Here is a 16,603-nt window from a genome sequence, read left to right on the forward strand (position 1 = left end):
CGGATTATGATTTTGATATATAGCAAAGATGTTGATGATTTTGTAAATAACGTTATCGATTACTTAGATGAAGATTTTATAAGAATAGGAGAATCTGATAAAGTTACCATTGACGCAATGAATTTTAGTAATGAGATTAGTTCGTACACCTTAAAAACCGAATATTTAGAAAATGTAGAGCTGGAAAAAATCAAAAGTATTTGGTTTAATGGCGGGGGTATAAATTCAGGAAGTACTAATTATGAAAATAAATGTTATGAAGTTCTCAACGATGCTTTTCTTTTACAAAAATCAGTTATAAAAATAGGAAAAAGAATTGCAGATTTTGAAACCAATCGTCTTGATTTTATGCTTGAGGCAAAAGCCCAAGGTTTAAAAATTCCGCATACCTTAATTACCGGCAATAAAGAAAAGCTAAAAACATTTTATAATGCTTTTGATTATAAAAATGGGATCGTATCTAAAAGAATATTAGACACACTCTATTATCAGGATAATGAATTCCTGTATAATTTCAATTTAACGTTTCAAATCACTTCTGAGATTCTTGATCAAACACCCGATGAATTTGCAATTTCATTTTTTCAGGAAAGAATTATAGCAGATTTTGAAATTAGAGTGATTTATATTGATGGTTATTTTTACTCTACAGCTATGCATATTTTTGAAGATATTATTGATTATAGAACAAAGCTAATTGAAATGGAAAATTTAAGAATGGTTCCTTTTAAACTGCCGACAATCATTGAAGAAAAACTCGAAAAAGTTTTCAGGAAATTTAATCTAAATTATGGTTCTGCTGATTTGATGTATTGTGATGATGAATATTATTTTCTTGAAATTAATCCAACAGGGCAGATAAGTTTCGTTAATAATGCATGCAACTATTATATCGAAAATAAGCTGGCTGAAATTTTGAAAAATGGAAAATAAAAAACCAATCAATATTTTTAATGGCTTAAAATCTAAAGTTGAGAAAGATTTTCTTGAGAAAATTGATCCAGTAAGTAATCTTATTACAATTCAATCGTATCAAAATTCTAAAAACATTTCAAAGCCTTTTGTTAAACCTATTTCTAAAATAATCTAATTTGAAACAATCTAATTTTATTCTTTTTGCTGATTGTATTCCTGTAAAAGGATTTAATAGAAGCATTATCTGTGATACAAAGAGTAATAATTATTACTTAATTCCAAATGGATTATATGATATTCTGGAAGAGTATAATGGAAAAACCATTGATACTATAAAAAAAGATTTTGAGCATCGATATGATGAAATAATTGATGAGTATTTTGATTTCCTGTTAAATAATAAGCTTATTTTTTTTAATTCGAATCCAGAGTTATTTCCAAAAATGTCTACTAAGTGGAATTCACCTTCCCTAATAACTAACATTATTATAGATTATGACGAAAATATTCATGATTTTAATACTTTAATTTCTCAATTTGAAATATTAAAGTGCTCCTATATTCAACTGCGGTTTTACAAAAAGATTGATTTAGATTATATATGCAGCATTCTAAAAGTATTGAAAGAGGAAAAATCCAGAATCGTTTCTATTGATTTTATATTGCCATATTATGAGAATTTTAATTTAGAAGAATTAAATGTTATAATTAGAGAAAACAGCAGAATACATTCTATTATAATTTTTAACTCACCTTATGACAAAAGTTACGAACCTTTACGCCAAAAAATGGGCTACATAATGCTTGTAGAAAGGAATATTATTAATGAAAAACATTGCGGGATTATAAATGAGGAATATTTTTATTCCAATATCAAACTTTTTAGTGAATCACAACATCATAATACTTGTTTAAATAAAAAGCTCTCGATAGATAAAGAAGGTAATATAAAAAATTGCCCTTCAATGCCAGCAAGTTTTGGAAATATAAAAGAGACTACATTATCGGAAGCTTTAAACCAAGATGGCTTTAAGAAATATTGGAATATTACAAAAGATCAAATAACAACTTGTAAAGACTGCGAGTTTAGACATATTTGCACCGATTGCCGTGCTTATATTGAAGAGCCTCATAATATATTTTCAAAGCCTTTAAAATGCGGATATGATCCATACACTAACGAATGGTCAGATTGGAGTACAAATCCCTTAAAACAAAAAGCAATTGAATTTTATGAATTTTAAAAACCTCACTTAAGTTCTCCATACCCCAAATTATCAAACATAAAAAAAGAAGGTCAGTAAATGACCTTCTTCCTTACTAAATTCAAAATAATTTTAGGGTTAAATTAATTCTCGCCCCAGCCGTATCTTATACGAAATACACCAGTGCTGCTCACTGTATTTATAGTAATATTGGTTCCGCTGCCTCCTCTGTTAAACAGACTGTAAGAATCACCATCTCTCAATCCAGGCCAGTAAACACTTGCAATTTGATCATTTCTGCAGACATCACTAGTAGCCACAATATAAGCGATTTCATTATCAGACTGGTTTCCGTTCTGGTAGTCTTTACCTGAGTTCATTGTGGCACCAAATTCAGTAATCACTGTACGAGCGCCATAGCTTCCTATGCGGCTGCGCCAGTCTGCTCTCCATTGTGTAACCGATCTGGTAGCCCAAAAAGCATAATTATGCAGCCCAAGTAAACAGCCATTAAAACGACTGTCTGCCCCAACTCCGGTAACATTCTCAGAATACCCTGTTCCGTCCAGGATTATCCTCCCTTTAGGAACACCGGAATAATTAGAAAGAAATTGAGAATAAATACTCGTAAGTTCTGATAACGTATATCCGTGAGGTTCATTAAATGGTTCAAAATAAACATTCCCATTACTTTGATATTTGTTGATTACAGTAGTCCACATATTCCAAAAAGCTGTAGTATTATCAATTTTGCCGTCTTTTGAGGAAGATGACTCCCAGCATGCAATGATAACTTTCCATCCTTTACTGGTCGCTTTATCAATTACTCCCTGATAACTGCCCCACCAGCTCTCTGAAACTGAAGGCGGGTTAATAGGTATTCGTATTGTGTTAACCCCGCTTATTTTACTGGAAAAACCATTCAACACGGCTTCTGTTTTCGATGCAACTGTACTGTAGCTGTCCCCTGCGGTCAATCCTGAGATAATAACCCAGCCGTCTACAAAATTATCTCGCCCGTCTGCCCAGTTTAACCCTGCAATCGATGCGGCGCCGACCTTAGCAGTAGAAGCATTACTGTTTGATACTGTGTTTTCAACTGCAGGTTCACCGGTCGCTGCATCTCCAGAATTTACATCCGGAGTTTCTTCTTTGGAACAGGCACATAAAATGATGCCTAACATAACTGCATATCTTTTTTTCATTGAAATAAAATAGTTTAAATTGGTTAATTAATAGTTTGGTTCTTTTCCTTGCTTGTTATACAATCAATTTTTAATACTATTTATACAACAACAAGGCTGTGCACTTAAAATAATCTATTTTCTAATTTGAAATTCATCTTCAAAAATTAAAAAGTAAGTCCATTATTACGTGCATTCACTGCAATTAATCGTACGGTCTCATAGGTTTTGTGGTTTAGTTAGTAAAAAACACCTTATAGATAGTAACTGCAGTTCTTGTTCAGGAAATAATTATAACAATGAACATCAGTACAGCAGCTTTTATATATAATGATCTTATTACAAAGTAATGTCTTACAGAAGTTTCTCAACAGGGGTAATTTGGAAAAAAAAAGAGGTCATATTGGTAATTTGATATTTTTTTAGCTTTAAAAAACACAATACATAAAATATAAACCATTAAATTATTTATAAAACAATTACACAATTAATAATTATGAATCTTGTACTTATAAAAATCAAAAAACGATCTCTATGAAACACTATTCAAACGATAAAAGCCCTGTCAAATAGTATTAACAGGGCTTATTAAATTTTAAATAAAATGGACAATTTCTTAATAAATGTCTTATTTACGATGGCACTTCCCGCTTCAATACGTAAAAAGTAAACACCACTGATTAAAGAACTGCAATTGTAGGGAATATCAATTCTGCCTGCATCATAAGTCTTATTAGTTATAGTATTTAACTTTCGTCTATTAATATCAAACAATGTAATATGGCTTAAAACAGGAAATGGGAATGTTTTAAAAAGCAGCTTCGACTCCACCCAAGAAAGAAATAAAAAGGTAAAATTGCGAATATCAGAATAAATACTGATTTTAATAAAAATAAATGCTTACTACTTGTATCAGCTGAAAACATGACAGCATATAATTTACAGCAAGTAAAGATTGTACTTATCACACAAATAAAATTAGTTTTCGGAAGTAGTAAAAACCATCTAAATACTATTTTATCTATACAAAACTATTTTTCAAGATCTTTTATTTTATTCTTTAAAAATGCATTTTCTTTTTCTAAAGACTCTAAATATTTAAGTAAAGACTTTGATTTCAACTCGATTTGAATTTGACTCTCATTTGTAATTGAAATTGCATTATTTATAAATGACTGACAAATTTCCTCTAAATTGACACCTAAAACATTTGCAATTTTGCCCCATTCATTTAATGAAGGAGGAACAATTATTCCACAGCATTTAATGAAAATAAAAAAACGGTGATAAGTTAAATCATATTATGTTTCACAAAGTAAATTATGAATTTAAATAGGTTTTAAAATATGTTTAAACTAAAAAGAAAGCTCTCAAATTTGAGAGCTTTCTTTTTGTATTTTTGGGGACCAAGCCAGTTTGCGCTTTTTGCATACTTGGTTTTTAACCCCCAAATTTACCATTTATGAAAAAAAATATTCATCAGTTTCGTTCAGACTAGTTCACCACAACAAATCGATCTGGTTAAAAGGCTGCTCTCTTAGTGTTTACTATGCTGGGAAGCAGAGTCGTGTCCCTTCCTATTCGTTTACGGTCGCAGACGACTCAGTTCCTTTTGGATCTCTCTTTGTTTTCTTGCCCCAAAAAAACCTATTTACTTAACCTGGCCTGCTCGTTCCTCGTGGTCTTCTGCAGCCCCTTATAGAAGAACCGAACAATAAAGAACGACGGCAGCTAATTTTAAATTAATGAAAAAATTTAATCCGATTTTATTATTGGGAATTCTCTACCTGATCCTTGGTATAATACCCAGCGTCTCAGCACAAAAAAAATTCGTGCACCCGGGAATCCCCTTCACTCAGGCAGATTTGAATCAATTAAAGGCAAATATCACTAAAGAGCCTTGGCTATCTGGTTACAATGCCCTAAAGAATGATGCAAGATCCAAACTTTCATACAGTCCTCAAGGCCCTTTCCCAACAGTCAGTCGGGCCCCTAATTTAAATAATATTCAATGGAAAAGTGATATGCAGGCTATCCATAACCTGACCTTCATGTACGTATTTACAGGAGATCCGGCCTATGCCAAGAAAGCAACAGACCTGCTGAATGCCTGGGCAGTAACCAATACTTCCTGGCAAGGTAATGAAAACATGCTCGATATTGGCGATTATGTACCATATTTCGTTACGGCGGCAGATATTTTAAAAAGTACCTATCCGGGATGGACTGAAACGAATACTGCTAATGTAAGAAACTATTTTGCAAATGTAATTTACCCCACATCATGGGTGCCCAACCCATTGAGAGACTGCAATAAAGGAGCTATCCAGCTGATGATTGGTTTAAGTGTTGCTGCCTTTCTGGATGATGAAACTAAATGGAATCAGTCTATTGAAGTCTATCGTATGGACGCCGGGGCCGCACTGCGTAACAGTACTCCCTCTGGGCAGGTAGGAGATACAGGCCGTGATGACCACTGGTTTGTACAAGCCTTTTCACTGGCCTGGGGTGCAGAAGTTGCCTATAAGCAGGGCGTGGATATGTTTGCGGAAATGGATAACCGTCTTTTGGCAATTGGTGAATTATACAATCATTATGCAATAGATCCATCCGGTCTTACTTATATTCCTTACGGTGGATATTCCGTATACTGGTCTCAAGGCTGGGGTATACCAAGCGGAGCCCGTAAGCAGCATCCTTTTAATAATATTATTCAGGGTGCATACTCAGTTAGAAAGGGAATACCAACTCCCTATACGGATAAAATGCGTACTCTAACTGGAGAAAATGGATGGTCCTTTTTATATTTAAAATCCTCGGATAGTTCAACAGCCACAGCAATGTCCCCGATAGTTTATCCGTCGCAAAACGTTGTTTCTGCACCCTATTTAACAAATATCGATATTGGAAATCCCGGAATTAAAGGCAGTGCAGCTTACAATGCCGGAATCTGGACAGTAAAAGGGGCCGGATATGCTCCTTCAAATTCAAACAACTTTACCTTTTGTCCTGTGAAAGGCAACGCTGCCATTGTCGCTAAAATCGAAAGTAACAGCGTCGCTGGGGCTATAAGCGGTCTTATGATTAGAGAGTCCCTGGCTGCCGGCTCAAAATTTGCTGCCATAAATTTTAATCCATCAGGTCCTGTCAATCTGAGCAGCTCCGGTGCAAGTGCATCAAACAGCGGGTATACTCATTACGCTACCAATTCTGCATGGTGGTTGAAATTAGAGCGCGTTGGTAATAGAATATTTGCCTATCATTCACATGACGGGATCACATGGACAAATATCGCCCTGTTTATTATGACACTTCCAGAAGATGCTTATATCGGGTTCTATACCTCATCCAAGAATGCATCTGTATTGAACACTGCAGTATTTAGCAACGTTGCAATTAATAACAATTTTGCTGCCGGATCACCTGAGATTACAAGCAATAAATTTGTATCCGGAGTGGTAGGAACCCCTTTTAGCTATATCATCATTCCAGCAGCAGGTCCGGCAGCTTACACAGCATCGGGGCTTCCAGCAGGGCTTAGTCTGGACGCTGTTACAGGAATCATATCCGGTACTCCCACAACAAGAGGAACATCTGTTGTAATTGTAGAAGCTTCCAACGGAAAGGGAATCTCCAAAACAGCGGTAATTATTGATATTACCACTAATAAGGCACCAGGTGCGATAACTAAATTAACTGCTGCCGCTTTCAACTCCAGTATAAAACTCGAATGGCCGGGTGGTCCAAATATCACATCATATACTGTAAGCCGCACATCAGCCAGCGGTGGGCCTTATACTGTAATACAAAATAACCTTACTAATAATTTTTTTACAGACCCTTCTCCTGCGTATGAAATAAATAATTATTACATAGTAACTGCATACAACGGAAATCTGGCAAGCGGTATTTCAAATGAAGTTTTTGCATCAATACCGCCAGAAGTTCCCTCACAGCCAGCCATTACCAGCGCTAATGGACAGGTTACCCTTACTTGGAAAACAGCTGTGGGAGCTAAGCAATATAATATAAAGCGCGCTGTAACTATGGGCGGTCCTTATACAGTAATCGGAACCGTTTCTGCAACAAACTACACCGATAAAGCCCTTGTGAACGGTGTAGGATATTATTACGTAATATCATCTGTAGGCGCAGTTAAAGAGAGCGAAAACTCTGACGAAGCCTTTGGCGCAGCCGGTTCTAGTATTAGAACATGGAGTTCTAACCCTTCTTCACAAAATTGGAACCAGAATGTTAACTGGGCTGAAGCTGTAATACCTTCTAGCCCTGCCGTCTTAAACTTCAATACTTCAACTAACACAAATCTTTATAACGACATCATAAACCTTGAAATTTCCAGAATACTTTTTGAACCAGATGCTTATCCTTATACCATAGAAGGAAACAGCATAAGTTTAAAAAACGATATTGTAAATAATTCTTTAAATTCCCAGTCGTTAACCAATGCAGTGACTATCAATTCGCAGGCCATTATAAATCCTCATACGGACGATCTTAGACTCTCAGGAATAATCTCCGGCACTGGGGGCTTGGTTAAAACCGGAGAAAAGTTCCTGTTTATTTCTGGCGTTAATACTTACGAAGGAAATACAGTGATAAATGGGCCTTCAGGAGGCTGGCCGCCGCAGCGTGCTGTCGCAATAGCAGGCCATGGAACTGGATTAGAGGGGAAGCCCGATTCCGGCCCTTTAGGAAAAGGAAAAATCATTCTCAATGGAGGTACTCTTCTATCAGAGGGCGGAGATGCCACTCTGTACAATGATATAGAGGTTACCGATGGAGTTAGAAGCTATATGTATGAAACCAGTTATGCTATCAATCTTAGGGGCAGGCTGATTGGTAAAGGCATCCTTGAACATGATGGAAATACCTATGCCGGACTGCATTTATATGGCGATAACAGCCAGTTTTACGGAACATTCTTTTCCAAACAACGAAGCGGCAATCAGAGGGTCAGATTTGAGGTTCCGCAGTCAGGAAGCGCCAACGCGGTCTGGGATCTGGATGCCAATGGTGTTGACTGCCACAGTATCCAATTTAAAACAGGTACACTGCATTTTGGTGCACTAAGAGGAAGAGGATATCTAAGAAATAATGCTGGAGGTTCTCCTTATATCAGTATCGGAGCCCTGAATACCGATTCTTATTTCGGAGGGACATTTGCTAATTCTTTAAATGTGGAAAAAGTGGGAACCGGAAAATTAGTTTTCAGCGGAAATCACGCTTACTCAGGTGTTACAACTGTCAAAAAGGGTAAATTTCAATTAAGTAATGATCCCGCAACCGGAGCTTTTATAAGTCCTATAACAGTGACCGAAGGGGCTTTAGGAGGAACAGGTGTGAGCCAGTCCTCTGCTGTTATTGGCTCAGGAAGCGGGTCCGAAGCCAGACTTGAACCAGGAAATGATACTATAGGCACCCTGACTCTTGCTTCCCTGACTTTAAATGCAGATGCCATATATAGTGTCGAACTAGATTTAAATACCGGAACTTCAGATAAAATGATAACTGGCAGTGTAATTCTCGCTGACAGTCCTTCCTTGGAAATTATTGGAAATACCGGCACACTGCCTTACGGTACAGCATATACAATTATCGACAATAAAGGTGACGGAGCTGTAACAGGAATATTTAAGAACCTCCCGGAAATGTCCCTGCTGAAGGTTGGAGACTATAGTTTCCGTATTACTTACAAAGGAGGTTCAGGAAATGATGTACAATTGCTGGACAACCGTACTTTAGCAGGAAATGCTGAAGAAACTACTGATAATCAAAATGATACAGAAGACGAAATTATTATTTACCCTAATCCTGCTGCTACCATGTTGATGGTGAGAGTTAATAAAGTGAAAGGCAATACTATTCTTGAATTATACAATTCCTTAGGAATGAAAGTGAAGTCTCAACCTTTGACAAGTAAAACGGAAACGATTTCATGTCAAAATCTGTCTGCTGGAATCTATTTCCTGAAGGTTATCAGTGCAAATAAAACTATCGTGAAAAAAATTATAAGAGAATAAAAAATCTTTTAAATTCTTTAGCTGCCACCTGTGCAATTTAAACTACCCCCAAATAGTTCCTTTTTGGGGGTAATTTTATAGAAGGAAAAGTTGGACTTGATACCTTTTTTCTGCAACAAAAAGCTAAGGCTGTCTATATTTATATTAAAATCCTTATTGAAACCTTGGAGCTGCCTTCTAATTTGCCACAAAAAGCTAAAATGGTTTTAATAGAAAGAGGATAATGGCTTGTTTTTTTGACACTATAATTCTAAAGATTAAAAGGAATAATACTGTCTAAATTTAAAGCTATGAAAAAGACCAAAAAAAACACATTAGGATTTAAAATTCTGACTGCCTCCATGAGCATCCACAGCGGAAAGATCCTTGATGTGCCCCTTGAATCAAAGAATACTATTTTTTTAAGACAGCTCTTAAAATAAAAGTAACTTGTAAAAATTTTCAAATTGAGATTGATAAATTGCAGGATTAGAAAATTTAATTTCCGGCATTTTTGAAATAAAATCCGAAGTGTCTTTAAAATACGATTTTAATTCTTTTAAAAGTTCATTTCTAGATTTTGAAGCATCCAGAAGTTTTAGATTTTTAATCTCATTAAAATAAAGTAAACTATTATGCAGCTGTTTATTAAAAAAACAAACCATTACATTGGTTCCCTTCTTCTCCAACTTTAAAAAATATATTAATTCTATTTTGTTATATACAACAAATATAGAACCTTCAAAATCTTTTGGTATGCTTCTGTTTTCTAACAAGAAAGAATCCTCATAAAATTCAAAGTCGTCTTTGAATTTTCTTTTAAACATTTTTAAGAAAATCCCTTGATTATCTCCAATGCATTTGGTATTTTAGTTCCAATACCAACCTGCGAACGGGCTGAAAAAGAAGCCAAAACAACAAATAAAGGGAGTAATCTATTTTTCATAACCTTTTAATTATTATGTGTTTAATTATTTTCTTAAGTCTTTAAAATTCAAACATCTAGATTTGAAGGTGCAAAGTTCTCTTGAAAATCAATTTATTTTTGCCCGTAAAAGTTTTTAAACTTATAGATTCAAGGTATATATGAAAATAGAGGCTATTTTATAGGGGAGAATTCCTATATTGCAAAGGGCAAATACTAGCAATGGCGTTAGACAAAAACAGACTAAGCATCTAATAAACAAATATTTGATTTATAAAATTACAAAAAAAGAGATAAAACTTACATTTTCTCTCTTGCTGCTGTTCTGCCCTAATACTTATACATAATGAGTAAGTATTTATATAAATTCTGGTATATGTTTTTGTGAGTGGTAATTGTACTATCTAATTTCTTTTTTGAGGTTTTCTAAAAATTTATACGCTAAAACTTTAATTTAATTTATTACTATTTGGACAATCGTTTTGGCACCTAATAAGAAAGACGCATGCCATCTGCCTTATCTTTGTTATAAAGTATACGCTCAAGTGAATAAATTTGTAAAGCATAATCGCTATTTAGTCCATTTGTTAACGATTTGTAAGTAATTAGCAGCTTCTGTTTCTACTTTTTATACTTACTATAATTTATCGAAATTTCAAATGATAGTTACAAACTTTTAGTAGAATAATTATCATCATTTTCAGTTTTTAAGAAAGCTTTGTCATATTATATCCTTAAAAGTATTGCTCTTGAAATTGAAATATTTTTTATTAATAAATATTCATTTTAAAGCAAAGCCGGAAAATAAATCTTCTGCTGTCCTTCCATTTCAATCAAACAAATAGAAGAACAGATCTAAACATAACATGGATAATAGATGCTTCAATAAATTAATAAATGTTTTTCCTATAAAAAATCATAAAGTATAACAGAAAATATTAGAATTTTGGCTAAAAATGAAAATTTAACGATAATCAAACTTGAACAAGAAATTGGTGCCAGCAAGGGTGTTTTGTCACGCGCTATTGCAAAGAATACTGATATATAAGCAAAATGGATTTTGAAAATTGCAGAAAATTATCCTAGATATAGCTGTGAATGGTTAATAAAGAGAAAAGGATCAATGCTTAGGGAAACAATTAAAATCCAGACATTGTCACATCAACATTAAATGATGCCGGAAATTTTGAAGTTTTAGCAGCATCCCGAAAGCAGACGATTGATAGCCTGCAAAAAATAATCTTCTATCTCTCCACAAAAAGGATAAACCTGCAAATCTCTCGATTTGCAGGTTTTATTTATTTTAAAGCAGTTTTACAATCTTTTTAAAAATGGAACTACTCACTAATTTACCTCAAAAAGTTATCTCATTTCCGGAACTATTATTTGATATTTTCCGCTGAGATGCATTAGGCTAAAAAGATACATTAGCCCATCATAATATGGATCAAAATAACCGTCTTCATAAGGCTCAAGTTTAGCATTCCAAACCGCATGAACAAAATCCATACTTGTTTTATCTTTATTTACTAATGATGCCGTAGCTGCGGTTGCTACCAAGCCAATTGAATGTCTAAGCTTTTTTACCGAACCTGCCTGAAGAACAAAATCCGGAGTAGAACCATCCAGATTAAACTGATCTTCATAAGTATCTAATCCTTTTGATCTCAGGAAATTTTGAAATCGCTTCGCATAATCTTCCTGCCATTCTTTATCTTTTCCATACCACGTATAATCCATTGCGATATTCATAGGAACACGCCAGGAATCATAACGGAATCCGGGCGGCATCCAGGGCGTTGGATGCGGTTCTCCGTTAAATTCGGTATAATCTGAATTTAGACCCGTTACAGGATGGCAGGCTTTATGCAAAAAGTTACGCGAAACATCGGCACATTCTTTATAAAACTGTTCATGACCATCTTTGGCATATAAGGCCCAGATTTCATAAAATGCAGGAACATGATAAGAAGGATCTGTCCAGTTGTAGCCGCCTCCTTCTGGTACAAAGGAAATCTGCTTGTGTTCTGTATTTATAATATTATAGATATTTCCGGTACCGTCTTTTTTCCACATAGCATCTAATATTCTTCTGGCTTCTTTGTAGTAATTTATTCCCGTATCATTTCCCCATTTATTAGAAGCAAAAAGCAGACTGGTTATATAATATAATTCTCCATCTGAAGCAGAACCGGGAGAATTTTGTTTTTTCGTCTGCAGATTTACACTCCAGGCAAAATAAGCTTCTCGTGGTCCGTCCTGATGCTGCATGTATTTTACAGACCAGCGCCAGAGACGGTCAAAAACTTCTTTTTTATTGAGCTGAACAGCAACCATCATACCGTAGGACATTCCTTCGGTACGGGCATCGTTATTTTTGATATCAGAAACATATCCTAACAAATCTCCTTCTTCAAAATATACTTTATTTGGTCCTTCAAAAACATCATAATACGCTTTTACTAATTTTTTATCAATATCAATTTGACTATAACCTGCTTCTTTAAGAAGATTACGGTATTGAGGTTTGTCTGTTTTGTTTTTGTTTTGACTAATGGCAAAAGCCGGAATAAAGGCAAAAACGATAATTAAAAGTCGGATTCTAATCAAATATTCATTTGTAATAATTTGATATACAGTCATATTGTCTAGGATTATTTGTTAGTCATTTATAATAATTTAAATATACACAAAAGCAGTAAATACACAACTGGTTGCATAAAAAAATATCAATGAATAAAGGATATAAAATACAATATACATCGTAATTTATTATTTTAAAAACAACTGGTTGTGTTCTGAATTAATCATTTAATAGATTTACTGAAACAATCCCATGCTTCAAATATGTTAATATAGGCTTCAAAAATGATACACTTTTTTCAACTTTCAAGCTATTTTTACATTAAACATTCCAAGTGAAATAGAGTAAAATGAAGTGTTGTTTTTTGATAGAAATACGCCTCAAAAATAATCTGCAATTAATATAACAGGATATAAACCTGTAAAAGCAACCCTTAATATTTATGAGTAATACATCGCAAAAGCTTTCTATATTAGAAAAAATAGGTTACGGTTTAGGTGATTTTGCAGCTAATTTGATTTTTCAGACTCTGCTGACTTTTTTGGCTTTCTTTTACACAGAAGTTTATAAAATTCCTGCCGGAACAGCAAGCGTTATTATCTTTACCGGAGGCTTTATTGGTGCTTTTTTTAATATCATCATGGGAGTTATTGCTGACCGTACTCAAACCAAATGGGGAAAATTTAGACCTTGGATATTATGGACTGCTTTACCTTTTGGAATTGCTGGAGTGCTTTCTTTTTTAACTCCGGATTTTGGAATAACAGGTAAGATAACGTATGCATTGCTGACTTACTTTTTTTTAGTGCTGCTTTATTCCGCAAATAATTTACCGTATGTTGCTTTAAGCGGTGTTTTAACCGGTGATATGAAAGAACGAAACAGTCTTTCCTCCTATCGCTTTGTTGCTGTAATGATAGCCCAATTTATAGTTCAATCACTTTTACTGCCATTTGTTTTAATTTTAGGAAATGGAGATAAAGCTGTTGGTTTTAAAAACACCATGATACTATTTGCTTTTATTGGGGTAATTTGTTTTCTGGTTACTTTTTTTACTACTAAAGAAAGAATCATTCCTGCAAAAAATCAGGAATCTTCTGTGAAGCAGGATTTTATTGATTTGTGCAAAAATGGCCCATGGCTGGTTATGTTACTTGTTACTATTCTGGTATTTATAACTTTGTCTTTAAAGGGCGGCATGTATGTTTTTTACTTTAAATATTATTTAGATCCTGCTGCTCAGGCTATTTTCTTGAATGATATTGGTTTTACTGCTTTTATTGAGAGAGTAAATAATTCCTTAACAGCAATGGGTTTTGTAGATCTTCAATGGCCTAAAGATGCTCCAACTTCTGCTTTTAGTCTTTTTAATGGCGGAGGGATTATTTTTATGATATTCGGAATCCTGTTTTCAAAATCTCTTGCAGATTCGTTTGGTAAAAGAAATATTTATATCACTTTCATTTTTTTATCTGCTCTGAGTTTACTTCTCTTTAATTTTTACAGCAGAACCGCTATTGCAATGGTTTTTTTAACCCAATTATTACATGGATTCATTTACGGAGTAACAATTCCTTTATTGTGGGCTATGATTGCTGATGTGGCTGATTACAGCGAATGGAAAAACAGTCGAAGAGCAACTGCTACTGTTTTTTCAGCAATGATTTTTGGATTAAAAATCGGAATAAGTATAGGCAGTGCTTTAGGTGCAGCTTTTTTATCTAAGTATGGTTATGTCGCCGAAGAAGTCAATCAGGTTCCGGCTGCTGTTGAAGGGATTAAACTTTCAATAAGTATTTATCCGGGCTTTATATTTATTATAAGTGCCATTTTATTATGCTTTAATGTAATAGATAAAAAAATGGAAATTCAAATTGAAACAGATTTGAAGGAAAGAAGAATATAGATTGCAGATTGTAGATTTTGAAACCTGAAACCTGAAACTTTTTTTATTTAACGCAAAGCACACAAAGATTTTTCTACATATAAGGTTTTTATAAAAATACAAAGTTCGCAAAGCTGAATCAACACAAAGCTTTGTGAACTTTTTAAATCTAATAGTTGCACACGATAAAAAAAGCCTTGCGAACTTTGCGTTAAAATATCCTCAGTTCAACCTGAAACTTGAAACTTTAGACCTGAAATCTAAATTATAAAATCTGAAATCTAAAATTAATTCTGTCTTTACAAAAAAATAAACAGTGCATTACAAGTGCACTGTTTATCAAAAATACTAACTTAACTTAACTCAAACTAACATAATTTAATCGTTTAGTACCCAGGATTATTATCACTTGGTTTTATATTGGGATTAGAGGATGTTTCTCTGTTAGGGATTGGCCACAATTCATTTTTACCGGCCTGAAAACCAGTGTTTGCTAATTCTATGCTGGCATTTCCCCATCTCATAATATCGTCAAAACGGCTTTGTTCTCCTGCAAATTCTACTTTACGTTCGTGTACAATTGCAGTGAAAACAGCCTCTTTTGTAGGCGTAATATTAGTTGTTAAACCTGCACGATCCCTAACTTCTTTTATATAGGCTATAGCTGCTGTTTGTGAACCTCCATCTCTTTGGTTTTCACATTCTGCTTTCATAAGCAATACATCAGCATAACGCATAACTTTGAAGTTAATACTGGATTGTACAGCCTCATCTTCTTTTTTGTAATAGTTCTGGTATTTTTTCCAACCCGCATTTCTAAGACCTGCCGATGTATTAAAGTTTTGCGCCGTCATTGTACGTGTTCCGTTTAAATATTTTGAACCCGGTACATAAAAAGTATCTCCAAAACGTAAATCTCCTGCTTCATAAGAATTTAAAAGTGCATCTGGCGGATATACGTTGAACCAGCTTAAATTACCATATTCCTGTCCTCTCAGCGTTGACTCAGCAAAACCAGTTCCGCCGCTGTTTCCTGCATCATCCCATTTATTACCAGTTCCGTTGTTTTCATTAAATTCAACTTCAAAAACAGATTCTTTACCATGCTCCGTTTCTTCCATAAAGTTGTTGTAAAAACTGCCTTTATCTTCAAGGCTGAATCCTGTAACATTATTTAAAGCAGCTAATGCCAGATCATATTTCTTTTCGTATAATAATACTTTCCCTAAATAAGCATAAGCCGCTTCTTTTGTCACTCTTCCTACAACTTCTGTACCTCTAGGCAGCAAATTTTGAGAAGCAAATTCTAAATCTGCTCTAATCAAATCAAAAGCTTCTGCTTTAGGGCTTCTTGCTGCTCCTGTAATAGTTCCGGTTTTATAAATTGGCACATCTCCAAAACGGTTCACTAAAAGAAAATAATAGTAGGCTCTTAAAAAATGTGCTTCTCCTAAAAATTTATTCTTTTTCGCTTGTGATAAAACTGAATCTGGTAAATCATTAATTTTACCTTCATTATCTAATACAAAATTAGCTCTGGATATTCCAAGGAAACAAGATTCCCAGTAATACTGAATAATATCATTTCCTGCATTAAAAGAAAAATCCTGAAAAGGTTTTTTATTACCTTCTAACTGCGGATTTCCTGCTGCATCCTGCGCCATAAGGTCCATGGCAAAAGCAAGATTTCGGGCATACAATCCTCTTGTCTGTAAATTTGCATAAGCCGCATTTACAGCAGATTCTACCTGCGCTTCGGTTTTAAAGAAAGTCTCCGGCGATAATGTGTTTGGATTAGTTAATTCTAATTCCGAAGTGTCACATGAACTTATTGCGAAAACTCCCAACAATGCTGCAACTATATGTTTTATTTTTTTCATCATCT

General features: G+C 34.3%; 10 protein-coding genes. 5 read left to right on the top strand and 5 right to left on the bottom strand.

Annotated elements, in window-relative coordinates; all coding sequences use genetic code 11:
• The first annotated feature begins 6 nt into the window (after nt 1-6).
• From BUE10_RS20315 to gwsS, 3 genes are read left to right on the top strand one after another with little or no spacing between them, the layout of a single operon-like run.
• A complete protein-coding gene (locus BUE10_RS20315) occupies nt 7-933 on the top strand; it encodes an ATP-grasp domain-containing protein (RefSeq protein WP_073488440.1) in 927 nt (308 codons plus the stop codon).
• Complete coding sequence (locus BUE10_RS24060; RefSeq protein WP_159439075.1) at nt 923-1,090, top strand: hypothetical protein; 168 nt, start codon at nt 923-925, stop codon at nt 1,088-1,090. Before BUE10_RS20315 ends, BUE10_RS24060 begins: the two co-directional genes overlap by 11 nt.
• A gap of 1 nt (nt 1,091) precedes the next feature.
• The gene (gwsS, locus tag BUE10_RS20320) at nt 1,092-2,159 is read left to right on the top strand and encodes a grasp-with-spasm system SPASM domain peptide maturase (protein WP_073488443.1); all 1,068 of its coding nucleotides are present in this window, start codon (nt 1,092-1,094) and stop codon (nt 2,157-2,159) included.
• 104 nt (nt 2,160-2,263) lie between these two features.
• Here the strand turns inward: gwsS and BUE10_RS20325 are convergent, their stop codons facing one another.
• Together BUE10_RS20325 and BUE10_RS24380 are read right to left on the bottom strand one after the other, a co-directional pair.
• On the bottom strand, nt 2,264-3,325 hold the full coding sequence (locus BUE10_RS20325; protein ID WP_083598210.1) for a cellulase family glycosylhydrolase: 1,062 nt from the start codon (nt 3,323-3,325) through the stop codon (nt 2,264-2,266).
• Nucleotides 3,326-3,892: 567 nt separating this feature from the next.
• Nucleotides 3,893-4,135: a T9SS type A sorting domain-containing protein gene (locus BUE10_RS24380; RefSeq protein WP_073488444.1), complete on the bottom strand. Its 243-nt coding sequence runs from the start codon at nt 4,133-4,135 to the stop codon at nt 3,893-3,895.
• Nucleotides 4,136-5,328: 1,193 nt separating this feature from the next.
• Here BUE10_RS24380 and BUE10_RS20340 point away from each other — a divergent pair.
• Nucleotides 5,329-9,345, top strand: coding sequence for a T9SS type A sorting domain-containing protein (locus tag BUE10_RS20340; RefSeq protein WP_255369120.1), 4,017 nt, complete (start codon nt 5,329-5,331; stop codon nt 9,343-9,345).
• A gap of 413 nt (nt 9,346-9,758) precedes the next feature.
• Here the strand turns inward: BUE10_RS20340 and BUE10_RS20345 are convergent, their stop codons facing one another.
• Together BUE10_RS20345 and BUE10_RS20350 are read right to left on the bottom strand one after the other, a co-directional pair.
• Nucleotides 9,759-10,151, bottom strand: a complete 393-nt coding sequence (locus BUE10_RS20345; RefSeq protein ID WP_073488452.1) for a hypothetical protein — start codon at nt 10,149-10,151, stop codon at nt 9,759-9,761.
• Nucleotides 10,152-11,611: 1,460 nt separating this feature from the next.
• Complete coding sequence (locus BUE10_RS20350) at nt 11,612-12,892, bottom strand: glycosyl hydrolase family 8 (protein WP_073488455.1); 1,281 nt, start codon at nt 12,890-12,892, stop codon at nt 11,612-11,614.
• 383 nt (nt 12,893-13,275) lie between these two features.
• Between BUE10_RS20350 and BUE10_RS20355 the strand changes: the two genes are divergently transcribed.
• The gene (locus BUE10_RS20355; protein WP_073488458.1) at nt 13,276-14,739 is read left to right on the top strand and encodes an MFS transporter; all 1,464 of its coding nucleotides are present in this window, start codon (nt 13,276-13,278) and stop codon (nt 14,737-14,739) included.
• Nucleotides 14,740-15,104: 365 nt separating this feature from the next.
• Here the strand turns inward: BUE10_RS20355 and BUE10_RS20360 are convergent, their stop codons facing one another.
• Entirely contained in the window at nt 15,105-16,601 is a 1,497-nt protein-coding gene (locus BUE10_RS20360; RefSeq protein ID WP_083598214.1) for a RagB/SusD family nutrient uptake outer membrane protein, read from the bottom strand.
• Between the last annotated feature and the right edge of the window lie 2 nt (nt 16,602-16,603).

The organism is Flavobacterium sp. CF108, assembly GCF_900129795.1.
Classification (GTDB): Bacteria; Bacteroidota; Bacteroidia; order Flavobacteriales; family Flavobacteriaceae; genus Flavobacterium.

What these genes read in the sequence shown, in the direction of transcription:
- BUE10_RS20315 (WP_073488440.1), top strand. Translation starts at nt 7, where the DNA reads ATGATTTTGATATATAGCAAAGATGTTGATGATTTTGTAAATAACGTT.
- BUE10_RS24060 (WP_159439075.1), top strand. Translation starts at nt 923, where the DNA reads ATGGAAAATAAAAAACCAATCAATATTTTTAATGGCTTAAAATCTAAA.
- BUE10_RS20325 (WP_083598210.1), bottom strand. Translation starts at nt 3,325, where the DNA reads ATGAAAAAAAGATATGCAGTTATGTTAGGCATCATTTTATGTGCCTGT.
- BUE10_RS20340 (WP_255369120.1), top strand. Translation starts at nt 5,329, where the DNA reads ATGCAGGCTATCCATAACCTGACCTTCATGTACGTATTTACAGGAGAT.
- BUE10_RS20345 (WP_073488452.1), bottom strand. Translation starts at nt 10,151, where the DNA reads ATGTTTAAAAGAAAATTCAAAGACGACTTTGAATTTTATGAGGATTCT.
- BUE10_RS20350 (WP_073488455.1), bottom strand. Translation starts at nt 12,892, where the DNA reads ATGACTGTATATCAAATTATTACAAATGAATATTTGATTAGAATCCGA.
- BUE10_RS20355 (WP_073488458.1), top strand. Translation starts at nt 13,276, where the DNA reads ATGAGTAATACATCGCAAAAGCTTTCTATATTAGAAAAAATAGGTTAC.
- BUE10_RS20360 (WP_083598214.1), bottom strand. Translation starts at nt 16,601, where the DNA reads ATGATGAAAAAAATAAAACATATAGTTGCAGCATTGTTGGGAGTTTTC.